This is a genomic window from Amycolatopsis rifamycinica, assembly GCF_000695625.1.
Taxonomy (GTDB): domain Bacteria; phylum Actinomycetota; class Actinomycetes; order Mycobacteriales; family Pseudonocardiaceae; genus Amycolatopsis; species Amycolatopsis rifamycinica.
This window is the reverse complement of record NZ_JMQI01000014.1, coordinates 146,202-158,747: the sequence shown is the minus strand read 5'-3', so window position 1 is coordinate 158,747 and position 12,546 is coordinate 146,202. Positions and strand designations below refer to the sequence as shown.

Below are 12,546 nucleotides of genomic sequence, written 5' to 3'. Positions count from 1 at the left end.
GATTAGCCGCGGACCGTCACGACCAGCGACCGCGTGACGCCGTTGACCGTGACCGACAGCCGCGCGACACCCGGCCGCAGCGCCGCCAGCACGCCCGTCGAAGGGTCGAACGCGACGACGCCCCGGGTGACCGTCCAGTCCGCACTCACCGGGTAGGCGACCGGCACGTCACGAGTCCCTTGCCGGACCGAAGCACGCACCTGCGCGCGAGCCCCCGGCGTCAGTGCGGAGGGCCCGCTCAGCGAAAGCGAGTCGACGTTGGGCCGCGTCTCGAAGCGCACCGGCTGGGCGCGGTCGGCCGGGTCCACGCGCAGCAGCGTCCAGCCGACGAACCCGCCGTCACCCGGTGCGGCCGCCGGTGCCTTGCCGGAGTTGCCGTTGACCAGGTACGGCACCCCGTCGACGCGGGACAGCGAGAACACGCCCGCGTGCGAGGCCACCGCGGCGGCCGGCTTGCCGGAGGCCTGCTCGAACCCGGTCAGCCACTGCGTCAGCAGCGCGGCCTCCTTCCGGTCGCCGAGCTGGGAGTTCCCGGTCGGGCTGGGGTCCTTCACGGGGTGGTGCATGGCGACGACGACCCCGCGCACCGAGCGGTCGGCCGCCGCGGCGTCGAGCGCCGACCGCAGCATCCGGACCTGGTCGAACCCGCCGGCCCGCAGCGAACCGCGGGAGGAGTCCAGCAGCACCAGCCGGATGCCGTGCACGTCGACGACCTGGTGGGTGACGCCGAAGGCGGCCTGGAAGTTCGCGAGGCCGTTGCCGCCTTCGGCCTCGTGGTTGCCCGGCACGTAGTACCAGGGCACCAGCTCGCCCAGCTCCTCGGTGATCACCTGCCGGGCCAGCACGAAGTCCGGCGCGGTGCCGCGGTCGACGAAGTCGCCGTTGATCAGCACCAGGTCCGGGTGCGCCGCGACGGCTTCGCGCAGCGCCCGCCGCGCCTGGCCGACCAGCGGCCCCGCCGGGTCGTCCGCGGTGAACTGGGCGTCGCTGACCACCGCGACCCGCAGGCCGCCCGCCAGAACGCCGTCGGTGACCAGCGCCGGGTCGTGCGGCGCGGGATCGGCGGGCACGGCCGTCGTCGGCGCCACCTCGTAGGTCAGGTCGTCGAACACCAGCCGGCCTTCGTACTGCTGGTCCGGCACGTTCTCGACGGCGTAGAAGCGCGTCAGGCGCTGTCCCGCGGGCAGCCCGGCCGGGACCGCGGCCGTGACGTACCGCCAGCCCGTCCAGTCCACGCTCAGCGAGAGGTCCACAATGGACGCCACGTTCGCGGCGTCGCGCAGTTCGGCCCGCAGCCACGCGCCCTGGCCGTCACCGTTCACCCACAGCCCGATCTTCTGCGTGCCCGGCGGCACCGGGAGCGGCGAAGACGGTGTCACGTAGGCCGCGCGCGTCGCGGTCGTGCCGGTCAGCCGGTAGTCCAGCGCGAGCCCGGCACCGCCGTCGCGGCCCGGCGCCGCGGAAAGCGCCGCGCCGACGACCGCCGGGAACACCGTCGCCGCCCAGCCCGCCGGGCCGTCCAGCGGCGACGCCACCTGCGCCACGGTGCCGGCCGACGCGGCCAGGTGCGTGGCCAGGCCGGCCGCCGAAGCGGTGATCGCCGTGGCACCGGAGGCGGTCAGCGCCGTCACCGTGTAGCCGTCGCCGGACGGCTCGACCCGCACGACCGAGTGGTCGTAGTCGAGCTTGACGTCGTCGGGCTCCAGCCAGGTGCCGTAGCCGTCGGCGTCGTAGCCGTAGACCTTGAAGGTGCTTCGCGCGCCCACGCCCGACAGCGCGACCTGCTCGGTGCTCGTGCCGAGCCGGACCGGCCGGCCCAGCACCGAAAGCCCCGTCTTCCCGGACGCGCGGCCGGAACGGGCGACGACGTCGACACCGCCCGCGGTGTGCCCGGTGACGACTCCGCGCGTCACGGTCGCCCGCCGGGGATCCGACGTCGTCCAGTGCGGGTCGGCGGCCACCGCGGCGCCGGTCTCGTCGTGGCCGTCGGCGACCAGGTGCCGGGTCAGGCCGGAGAGAACGCGGTTCGCGCCGTCCGCCGCCACCGACGGCGCCGGGGCGAACCCGGTGAGCTTGCCGCTGCCCGGCACGGTCGCGAAGCCGATCCCGTTGGGCACCAGGCGTTCCCCGCCGTCGGACGGCGAGTTCCGGACGCTCGGCGCGGCTTCGCCCTCGTTGCGCGCCAGGAGCGTCGACGAGCCGCCGCCGTCGAGGTTGATGGCGTCGTCGGCGCCGAGGCTCTTCAGGTGACGCGCCAGTTCGAGCTCGGTCATCCCGCGGCTGTCGGCCTGCCGCCCGTCGACGGTGGCCAGCCACAGCTTCCGGCCGTCGGCGGAGAAGCCGACCGCGGTCCGCGGGTGCATGGCCACGTCGTCGACCGGCTGCACGACGCCGTCGCGGAGGAGGACCTTGTTGCCGCCCACGGCGACCGCGATCTTCCCGGCGTCCGAACGCGGCGCGTAGCCGACGCCGACCGCGTCACCCGGTCGCAGCGCGGCGAGCACGTCCGCCCCGGCTTCGCGGGCCAGCAGCACCGTCGTTCCCGCCGCGATCGGGCCGTCCGCCGGCTGCTCGCGCACGTCGGTGACCACGCCGTCGCGCACTTCGACCTCGCGCACGCGGGAGGCGCCCGCGACCGACGTCCGGCGGCTCGAAGCGCCCCACAGCGGCGTGTAGACGCCGATCGCGTCCGCGTCCAGGACCGGGCTGTTGAAGTGGGTCGCCCGCGCGGTACCGCCGGGCAGGGTCACGCTCGCTTCGAGGAAGACGGAGGCCAGCGCGGCCTTGCCCGCGTCGGTGATCGACGCGGTGAGGTTGTGCCCCGCGGCGGGCGCGGTCTGCAGCTGCCCGCGGTCGATGCCGACTCCGATCGGCGCGCCGGTGGCGTTGATGTCGAAGAAGTCGCCGTTGACGCCGGCCACCGCGCCGGCTCGCGCGATCTGCTGCGACAGCGGCGTGCGCGCGGAAACCGTGCCGGGGCTCAGGTACGCCGGCTTCAGCACCTTGCTGCCGAGGTCGACGGCGAGGGTGTCGCCGCGGATCCAGCCGGCCGGGTCGAACCGGTCGAACTGGGTGAGGCTCAGGCCGGGCGCGACCTCGGTGGTCGCGCTGCCGGTGACGAGCCCGTCATCGAGGTCCGCGGCGGCGAACGCGGCCGGGCCCTCGTGGGCCGACGACGCGGCGGGCGCGGCCTCGACCGGCGGCGTGCCGAGCGGAGCATCGAGGCGATCGGCGGGGACGACGAAAGCGGTGGCGAACAGGGCGACGAACGGCAGCAGCGTGCGTGACTTCTTCACCGGGTACCCCAGTATCGAGTGAGCGTGAGCCGGACCAGCACAGCGCAGCGGCACGGCCGGCGGAAGGCTTCCCGGTGAACGCCGCCTGAATGGTCTAGAACACCATCAAGGCGTCATCGGCGCGGCGAGCAGGGTTTCCGCGGCGGCGCCGGTGGCGCGTGGGTCCGGTCCAGTGCGCTTCCACAGACGCAGCAGGAGATCGCGCGCGGGAGCCTCGATGCTCGCCCCCGCCGCCACGGCCGGCCCGAGCGCGGGCGGCTCGCCGGGGTGCACGGTCCAGACGTCGCCGGTGTCGGTGGCCCGCAGGGTGACGGGCCCGGGCAACCGCGGCACGGCGTGCCAGCGCGTCACGCGCGGCAGCATCGCCGAGAACACCTCGTCGACGCCGTCCGCGGCCACGGCCGGCTCGGGCAGGTGGTCACTGCCGAGGTCGGCGAGGTGGATGGCGGTCTCGTGGACCTGACGGCGGAACCAGAACGCCTTGGTCTTCCCGGTGCCGGCGAAGTGCCAGCACGGGTCCGCGGGGTCGGCGGCGTCGAGCTCGCCGAGCAGGATCCGCGCGCTTTCGGCGTACCACGACACCAGGTCGGCGTCCGCGCCCACGGCGAAGTCCTGCGGGTGCACTTCGCCGGTGCGGACGATCGTCGCGGCCCAGCGGTGCACGTTGCCCAGGTGCGTGGCGAGGTCGGCGACGGTCCAGCCGGCACAGTCGGGCACCGCCGCGGCCGGGTCGGCCGTGCGCAGCGTCTCGGCGAACGCGCCGGTCAGCTCGGCCAGCACCGGGACGTAGTCGCGCGGCGCGAACGGCATCGTCGTCATGGGATCTCCGGGAAACGGGGAACCGGGGCCACGCGGTCGTGGCCCCGGTTCAGGAGCTTTTCGGGGGTCCGGGTGGCGGAGCCCCCGGCCCGGGGCGAAGGCCCGGATGTCACAGCATCACAGGTCCGGGAACCAGAGCTTCAGCTCGCGCTCGGCCGACTCCGGCGAGTCCGAGCCGTGGACCAGGTTGTACTGGGTCTCCAGCGCGAAGTCACCGCGGATGGTGCCCGGGGTGGCCTTCTCGACCGGGTCGGTGCCGCCGGCCAGCTGGCGGAACGCGGCGATGGCGCGCGGGCCCTCGACGGCGAGCGCGACCAGCGGGCCCGAGGTGATGAACTCCAGCAGGTCGCCGAAGAACGGACGCTCCTTGTGCTCGGCGTAGTGCTCCTCGGCCAGCGCCTGCGGAACGGTCCGCAGCTCCAGCGCGGCGAGCTTGAGGCCCTTGCGCTCGATCCGCGAGACGACCTCGCCGACGAGGCCGCGCGCGACGCCATCGGGCTTGACCAGGACCAGCGTGCGTTCAGTCACGACGGTGTTTCTCCTTAATGCTGTTTTCGGGGGTCCGGCCGGCGGCGCCCCGGCTCGGGGCGAAGCCCCGGATGCCGTTGGTGCGGTGGGTTTCGGTGCGCGCGAGCCTAGCCGACCCTGCTCAGCGGCCCGCCGGGTGCAGCGTCTTCGACCACAGGGACGCCCCGGTCGCGTCGCGCAGGTCCACCGTGAGGTCGCCGCTCGCGCCGTCGACGTTCAGCTCGCCGAAGTGCTGGAAGCCGTCGATCGGCGACGTGTTGGCCGCCGGCGGGGCGTGCACGAACACCGCCTGCGGGCCGAACGTCGGGTCGAGGGCGTTCGGCCCGAACGCGCCCGCGTTCAACGGCCCGGACACGAACTCCCAGAAGGGGTCGAAGTCCGGGAAGGCCGCCCGGTCGGGTGAATAGTGGTGCGCGGCCGTGTAGTGCACGTCGGCGGTCAGCCAGACGACGTTGCGGACGCGGCGGCGCTGGATCTCCCGCAGCACCCACGCCAGCTCGGTCTCCCGGCCGCCCGGCGCGCCCGGCAGGTTGTTCGCGACGGCTTCGATGTTCGCGCCGTCCGGGACGACCAGGCCCAGCGGCATGTCGGCCTGGACGATCTTCCACGTCGCCGTGCTGCGGCCGAGCGCGTCGGCGAGCCAGCGGGCCTGCGCGTCACCGAGGATGTAGCCGGGCTTGGTCTGGTCCGCGGTGTTGGCGTTGCGGTAGGTCCGCATGTCCAGGACGAAGACCTCGACGCGCGAGCCGTATCCGAAGCTGCGGTAGACGCGGCCGTCGACGGCCCGGCGCGAGTCGATCGGGTGCCATTCGTGGAACGCCTGGTACGCCCGCGGCGCGAGGACGTCGACGCGCTTCTCGGTGTAGGCGGGGTTGTCGATGATCTTGCCCGGGTACCAGTTGTTCAGGACCTCGTGGTCGTCCCACTGGACGTAGGCGGGCACCTGCGCGGCGAAGCGCTTGAAGTTGTCGTCGAGGCGGTTGTAGGCGTGCTGGCCGCGGAACTCGTCCAGGGTTTCGGCGACCTTCGACTTCTCGGGCGTGACGACGTTGCGCCAGGTCCGGCCGCCGGGCAGGGCCACGGTTTCGGTCAGCGGGCCGTCGGAGTACACCGTGTCGCCGCTGTGCAGGAACAGGTCCGGGCAGCGGGCGGCCATCGCGGAGAAGATCGTCATGCCGCCCAGGGCCGGGTTGATCCCCCAGTTCTGGCCGACGACGTCGCCCGACCACACGATCCGCGTGTCGCGGCGGCCCACCGGTGCGGTAGCGAACCGGCCGGTCAGCGGCTCGCTCGTGGCGCGTCCGTCGAGGGCTTCGGCGGTGACGCGGTAGTGGTATTCGGTGCCCGGCCGCAGGGCCGCGACGCGCACGCGGCCGGTGCCGCCGCTGTCCGGGCCCACCAGCGGGCCGGGGACGCGGCGGGCGTGCCGGAACGACGGGTCCCGCGCGATCTCGACGACCAGGCGCGACGGCCGGTCCGCGCGGGACCAGACGATCGCCGAGCCCGGCGTGACGTCGCCGGACTGGACGCCGTGGGTGAGCACCGGCCGGTCGCCGCGGACGAGCGGCACCGCGGCGAAGGCCGTGGACGGCACGACGAGGCCGGCGGCGACCGCGGAGGCGCCGGTCAACCCGGCCTTGAGCAGCGTGCGGCGGGAGTGTTCGGTCATGCGGGGTTTCTATCCCGCCGCGGCCAACGGCGGCTTGCGCGCGGGTGAACGAAGACTGGGGTTTTCCCCCATACCCGGACGTGATCGCCGTCGGTAGCTTGGTGGCGACAAGGGGGTACGAATGACGCACATCCGGAAGGCGCTGGCCGTTTTCGCGGCCGCGCTCTCGGTCACCGCGCTCTGTACCGGCGTCGCGGCGGCCGGGGAGGACAGCGCGAAAGCCGTCCTGCGCTACACCGAACACGGCATCCCGCACATCGTCGCCAAGGACTTCGCGGGCCTCGGCTACGGGTACGGCTACGCGGCGGCGACCGACAACGTCTGCGAGCTCGCGAAGATCTACGTCACGGTGAGCGCGCAGCGGTCGCGGTACTTCGGCCCGGACGGCGAGGGCTACCCGTCGCTGTCCGAGGCGAAGAACAACCTGCACAGCGACCTGTTCTTCCAGCAGCTCAACGACTCCGGTGTGGTCGACAGGCTGGTCGCGCAGCCCGCGCCGCAGGGGCCGCGGCCCGAGGTCCGGCAGATCGTCGCGGGCTACGTCAAGGGGTACAACGCCTACCTGGCGCGCACCGGCCGGTCCGGGATCACCGACCCGGCCTGCCGCGGCGCCGGCTGGGTCCGGCCGATCACCGAGCAGGACTTCTACCGGCACTTCTACTCCATCGCCGTCACCGGTGGCCTGGGTTTCGTCACCGAAGGGCTGTTCGCGGCACCGCCGTCCGGTGCGCCGTCGCCGGCTCCGGGCACGGCCGCCCAGCTGTCGGCGAGCCTGCGCGACGGGCTCGGCCAGGGCGGGCTCGGCAGCAACGGCATCGCCGTCGGCGCCGACGGGACCACAGCGGGCAAGGGCAGCGTGCTGCTCGGCAACCCGCACTACCCGTGGCACGACGGACGGCGGTTCTGGCAGAGCCAGCTGACCATCCCCGGCCGGGTCGACGTCGCCGGGGCGAGCCTGCTCGGCATGCCGTTCGTCATGATCGGGCACACCGCGGACGCGGCCTGGACGCACACGGTGTCCACCCCGGTCACGTTCGGCCTGTTCGAGGTGCCGCTCGCGGCCGGCGACCCGACGACGTACGTGGTCGACGGCAAGCCGGAGAAGATGACCTCCCGGGAGGTCACGGTCCAGGTGCGCCAGGCCGACGGCTCGCTGGAGCCGGTCCGCCGGACCTTCTGGTCGACGCGGTACGGCCCGGTCCTCGACGACGTCGGCGGAATCCCCATGCCGTGGACGGCGAAGTCGGCGTACGCGTTGCGAGACGCCAACGCGACCAACTTGCGCGGGTTGAACACGTGGTTCGAGCTCGACCAGGCCCGCAGCACCGCCGATGTCGTCCGCGCGATCAGCAGGACGCAGGGCGTGCCGTGGGTGAACACGATCGCGACCGACCGGGCGGGCAACGCGCTCTACGCCGACATCCAGGTCGTCCCGCACGTCACCGACGAACTGGCCCGCACCTGCAGCACGCCGATCGGGCAGCAGACGCTCGCCGGCGACGGACTGGCCATTTTGGACGGTTCACGATCGGCTTGCCAGTGGGGTTCCGACCCGGGCGCACTCGAGCCGGGGATCTTCGCGCCGTCACAGCTGCCGCAGCAGCAGCGCCGCGACTACGAGCTGAACGCCAACGACAGCGCCTGGCTCGCGAACGCCCGCGCTCCGCTCACCGGGTTTCCGCGGATCGTCGGCGATCAGGACACCGAGCGTTCCCCACGCACCCGCGAAGCACTGCTCACGGCCGAGGCGAACAAGTTCAGCACGGACTCGATGAAGAAGATGCTCTTCGCCGACCACAGCCTGTTCGCCGACCTGGCGGCGGCGGACCTGGCGAAGTTGTGCGCGTCGTTCCCGGACGGGCGGGCGCCGTCGTCGTCCGGCCCGGTCCCGGTCGGCCCGGCGTGCGCCGCACTGGCGAACTGGGATCACACGTACTCGCTCGACAGCCGCGGCTCGCTGCTGTTCCAGCGGTTCGGCATGCGGCTCGGCGGGGTCGACCGGTTCACCGTGCCGTTCGACCCGAAGGCCCCGCTCACGACGCCGAACACGCTCAACGTCGGTGACGCGGGCGTGCGGAAGGCGTTCGGTGACGCCATTGCCGAGTTGCGGGCGGCAGGATTGGCACCGGACGCACGGCTGCGCGACGGCCAAGCCGTCACACGCAACGGCGACCGCATCCCGATCCACGGGGCACAGGGATTCTTGGGCGTCCTCAACGTGATGACACCGGTGTGGGACCCGGCACGCGGCAACGCCGAGGTCGCGCACGGCTCCAGCTTCATCCAGGTGGTCGGGTTCAGCGGGAGGGGATGTCCGGACACCTCGACGTTGCTGACGTATTCGCAGTCGGCCAACCCGGCGTCGCCGTACTTCAGTGACCAGACGAAGCTCTACAGCCGGGGCGAGTGGGTGAAGGGCCGGTTCTGCGAGGGCGACATCCTGCGCTCGCCCGCGCTGCGGATCGTCGTGCTGCGCTGACGTCCTCGGTGGAGGCGGGCATTCAGCCGCTCGTCTCCACCGACAGCGCGCGAAGATCGGCGAAGGCCTCGTCGAGGTGCTCGTCCAGGCTGCGCGCGGCTTCTTCGATCCACGCGCCGGCCGCGTGGTGGAAGGTGATCCAGCCGACGTGGGCGGCCAGGGCGGCGAGCCGGTCGTCGACTCCCCGCTCGCGCAGCGCCGCCGCCAGGGCATCGGCCATCGCCGCGGCCTTGGCCAGATCGCGCTCCCGCAGCGCCGGGGTCGCGGCGATGACCGCCAGCCGGGGTTCGGCGAACGGCCGGTTGCGCTCGACGATCCGCCCGGCCTTCCGGAAGGCGCGGATCAGGACGTCCAGCGGCGGCAGGCCGTCAGGCGCGTCGGCCACCGATCGGGTCAGGTCCGCGCGCAGGGCGGCTTCGCCGTCGAAGAGCACTTCGCGTTTGTCCGGGAAGTGCCGGAAGAACGTGCGCTCGGTGACGCCGGCCCGTGCGGCGATCTCGGCCGTGGTGGTCCGGTCGAAACCGTGCTCCGCGTACAGCTCCAAGGCCGCCTGCTGGAGGCGGCGGCGCGCTTCTTCTCCGCTGCGTGGCACCCCGGCAGCTTACCCGTAGCGACAGTGGCTGACACTACGCGGTACAGTCGGTAGCGTCAGTCACTGTCACTACGGGGAAGAGAGAGTCCATGCACGTCTTCGTCACCGGCGGTTCCGGCCTGACCGGCCCCGCCGTCGTCGCCGAACTGATCGCGGCCGGCCACACCGTCACCGGCCTGGCGCGATCGGACGCGGCCGCCGCGCGGCTCGAGTCGCTCGGCGCCGCGCCACACCCCGGCTCGCTCGACGATCTCGGCAGCCTGCGCGCGGGCGCCGAAGCCGCCGAAGGTGTCCTGCACATGGCGTTCGGCGGCGACTTCAGCGATCTCGACGACATGATGCGCCGCGACCGGACGGCGATCGAAACGCTCGGCGGAGTCCTGGCCGGTTCGGGCAAGCCGTTCGTGAGCACCTCCGGCACGCTGGTCATGCCGGCCGGCCGCGAAAGCACCGAGCGGGACGAGCCCGACCCCGCGGGGTTCGCCGCCTTCCGGATCGCGGGTGAGCGGGCGTGCCTGGCCTTCGCCGGGCAAGGTGTGCGGGCGAGCGTCGTCCGGCTCGCGCCGACCGTCCACGGGCCGCGGGACCACGGCTTCATCGGCATGCTCGTGGACACCGCGCGCAAGACCGGCAAGTCGGCGTACGTGGGCGACGGCGCCAACCGGTGGCCCGCGGTGCACCGGCTCGACGCGGCGGTCGTGTTCCGCCTGGCCCTGGAGGAGGCTCCGGCGGGCAGCGTGCTGCACGCGACGGCCGAGAACGTCCCGTTCCGGAGCATCGCCGAGACGATCGGACGCGGCTTGGGTCTGCCCGTGGTCTCCCTGACCCCCGACGAAGCCGCCACGCACTTCGTCAGTCCGTTCCTCGCCAAGGCCTACGGCACGGACGCGCCCGCCTCCAGCGCGGCCACGCGGGAACTGCTCGGCTGGTCGCCCCGGCACCCGGCACTGCTCGACGACGTGGCGAACGGCGACTACCTGCACGAGGTCGCCGCACCCTGAGGGTTCTCGCGCTGAGGTAGGGCCCGGTGCCGGTGGCCGGGAGTCACCGGGCCGGGTTCGCGGTCGCCGCCGCCGTCACGCGAGTTCCGGCGGGAGGCGAAGTGTCACGGCTGGGGCTGCTGGCTCGCCAACGTCCCGGCCGCCATGCGCCGCGCCACATCACGCCGCAGCCACAGCAGCCACAGCCACACCGCCAGGAAGATCACGCCCAGCACCGCGATCGCCGGCAGCCAGAACACGAGCGCGATCAGCACCACCTGCAACGCCAGGATCACCGGCACCGCCCACGCGCGCTTGACGAACCCGCAGGTCACGATCAGCAGCACCGCCACCGCGATGACCGTCCACCCGGTGCCCGTGGAAATCCCGCCGCCGAGCTTGTTGACCACCGGCAGCGCCAGGGCGACCGTGATCGCCTCCATGATCAGCGTTCCCGACATCACGCCGCGGAAGCCCTTCATCGGGTCCTTCGGCTTGGGCGGTTCCGGGCTCACGCCGGCTCCTTCCCGAACAGCGTGCGCGCCTCGCCCACCGTCACCACCGAGCCCGTGACCAGCACGCCGCCGCCCGCCAGGGGCTCCTCCGGGTCGTCGTTGGTCTCCACCAGCGCGATCGCCGTCTCGATCGCCGTCTCCAGGTCCGTCTCGGCGACCACCCGGTCTTCGCCGAACACCGAGATCGCCAGCTCGTTCAGCTCCTCCAGCGGCATCGAACGAGGCGAGGAGTTGCGCGTCACGACGATGTCCGACACCACCGGCTCCAGCGCGTCGAGGATGCCGTGGGCGTCCTTCTCGGCCATCACGCCGACCACCGCCACCAGGCGGCGGAAGGCGAACTCCTCGGACACCGTCGTCGCGAGGGCGCGAGCGCCGTGGGGGTTGTGCGCCGCGTCGAGCAGCACCGTCGGGGCCGCGCGGACGCGCTCGAGCCGTCCCGGCGTCTCGACCTCGGCGAACGCCTCGCGCACCGCCTCGACCACCAGCTGCTTGTCCTTGCCCGCGCCGAAGAACGCCTCGACCGCGGCCAGCGCCAGCGCGGCGTTCGCGGCCTGGTGGGCGCCGTGCAGCGGGAGGAAGATGTCGTCGTACACCCCGCCGAGGCCCTGCAGCTTCAGCAGCTGGCCGCCGACGGCGATCTCCTTCTCGAGCACGCCGAACTCGCTGCCGGCTCGGGCGACCGCGGCGTCGACCTCGACCGCGCGCTCCAGCAGCACCTTCAGCACCTCGGGGTCCTGCTCGCCGATCACCGCGACCGAGCCGGGCTTGATGATGCCCGCCTTTTCGCGCGCCGCGCTCACCGCGTCGGGCCCCAGGTACTCGACGTGGTCGAGGCCGATCGGGGTGATGACGGCGACGTCGGCGTCCGCGACGTTCGTGGCGTCCCAGGCGCCGCCGAGGCCCGCCTCGAGGACCGCGGCCTCCACCGGCGCGTCGGCGAACGCGGCGAACGCCATCCCGGTGAGGATCTCGAACTTGCTCATCGCGACGCCGTCCGCGGCGGCACCGTCCACCATGGACACGTACGGCGCGATGTCGTTCCACAGCTCGGCGTAGCGCGCGGCGGAGATCGGCCGTCCGTCGAGCGCGATCCGCTCGGTGACCAGCTGCAGGTGCGGGCTGGTGTAGCGGCCGACGCGCAGGCCCATCCGGGTCAGCAGCGCGTCGATCATCCGGGCCGTGGAGCCCTTGCCGTTCGTGCCGGCCACGTGCAGCACCGGGTAACCGCGGTTCGGCTCGCCCAGCAGCTGCGTCAGCGCCGCAATGCGGGTCAGCGACGGCTCGATCTTCGTCTCCGGCCAGCGCTGGTTCAGCTCGGCCTCGACGACCATCAGCTCGCGCCGCGCCTCGGGGCCGTCCGGGTCGCCGTACTCGACCTGTTCGCCCTGGTCGTCGAGCTCGTGCAGCTCGACGTCCTCGGGCACGGTGAGGTCGGGCACCGGGCCGGTGGCGAGGTTGTCGCCGAGCTGGCCGACCCCGCCGATCCCGCCGCGCGAGCCGCCGCCGGCTTCGAACGCGGTGTCCCGGACGTCCAGTTCCGGGTCGTGGTCGTCGGACTCCTCGTACCCCGACGTCCCCAGTTCGTCGACGCCCGCGAAGCTGTCCAGATCCGACAGGTCCGGCTTGCGACCTGTCTCATCCTGCGGCACTGAATCTCCTCCGGCC

The 12,546-nt window shown here is 73.0% G+C and carries 9 protein-coding genes; 2 read left to right on the top strand and 7 right to left on the bottom strand.

Going from position 1 to position 12,546, the window contains the following annotated elements; translation table 11 throughout:
* Window positions 1-2 precede the first annotated feature (2 nt).
* From DV20_RS07500 to DV20_RS07485, 4 genes are all read right to left on the bottom strand, one after another.
* A complete protein-coding gene (locus tag DV20_RS07500) occupies window positions 3-3,278 on the bottom strand; it encodes a phosphodiester glycosidase family protein (protein WP_043777823.1) in 3,276 nt (1,091 codons plus the stop codon).
* 123 nt (window positions 3,279-3,401) lie between these two features.
* Window positions 3,402-4,115 carry a maleylpyruvate isomerase family mycothiol-dependent enzyme gene (locus DV20_RS07495; protein ID WP_043777644.1) on the bottom strand — a complete coding sequence of 238 codons (714 nt, stop codon included), beginning with the start codon at window positions 4,113-4,115 and terminating at the stop codon, window positions 3,402-3,404.
* Between the two features lie 117 nt (window positions 4,116-4,232).
* Window positions 4,233-4,643 carry a nucleoside-diphosphate kinase gene (gene ndk / locus DV20_RS07490; RefSeq protein ID WP_043777641.1) on the bottom strand — a complete coding sequence of 137 codons (411 nt, stop codon included), beginning with the start codon at window positions 4,641-4,643 and terminating at the stop codon, window positions 4,233-4,235.
* 121 nt (window positions 4,644-4,764) lie between these two features.
* On the bottom strand, window positions 4,765-6,312 hold the full coding sequence (locus DV20_RS07485; RefSeq protein ID WP_043777639.1) for an alkaline phosphatase D family protein: 1,548 nt from the start codon (window positions 6,310-6,312) through the stop codon (window positions 4,765-4,767).
* Window positions 6,313-6,433: 121 nt separating this feature from the next.
* Here DV20_RS07485 and DV20_RS07480 point away from each other — a divergent pair, with 121 nt between their 5' ends.
* Window positions 6,434-8,791 (top strand): penicillin acylase family protein, encoded by a 2,358-nt coding sequence (locus tag DV20_RS07480; RefSeq protein ID WP_043777636.1) that lies wholly within the window; start codon window positions 6,434-6,436, stop codon window positions 8,789-8,791.
* Window positions 8,792-8,813: 22 nt separating this feature from the next.
* On the opposite strand, the gene DV20_RS07475 is transcribed toward DV20_RS07480, so the two are convergent.
* Window positions 8,814-9,383, bottom strand: coding sequence for a TetR family transcriptional regulator (locus DV20_RS07475; RefSeq protein ID WP_043777634.1), 570 nt, complete (start codon window positions 9,381-9,383; stop codon window positions 8,814-8,816).
* Window positions 9,384-9,472: 89 nt separating this feature from the next.
* On the opposite strand from DV20_RS07475, the gene DV20_RS07470 reads away from it, so the two are divergent.
* Complete coding sequence (locus tag DV20_RS07470) at window positions 9,473-10,384, top strand: SDR family oxidoreductase (protein ID WP_043777632.1); 912 nt, start codon at window positions 9,473-9,475, stop codon at window positions 10,382-10,384.
* Window positions 10,385-10,488: 104 nt separating this feature from the next.
* Here DV20_RS07470 and DV20_RS07465 read toward each other — a convergent pair whose 3' ends face one another.
* On the bottom strand, window positions 10,489-10,845 hold the full coding sequence (locus tag DV20_RS07465; protein WP_051735831.1) for a DUF4233 domain-containing protein: 357 nt from the start codon (window positions 10,843-10,845) through the stop codon (window positions 10,489-10,491).
* A gap of 29 nt (window positions 10,846-10,874) precedes the next feature.
* Window positions 10,875-12,530, bottom strand: a complete 1,656-nt coding sequence (gene folC / locus DV20_RS07460) for a bifunctional tetrahydrofolate synthase/dihydrofolate synthase (RefSeq protein ID WP_043777626.1) — start codon at window positions 12,528-12,530, stop codon at window positions 10,875-10,877.
* Between the last annotated feature and the right edge of the window lie 16 nt (window positions 12,531-12,546).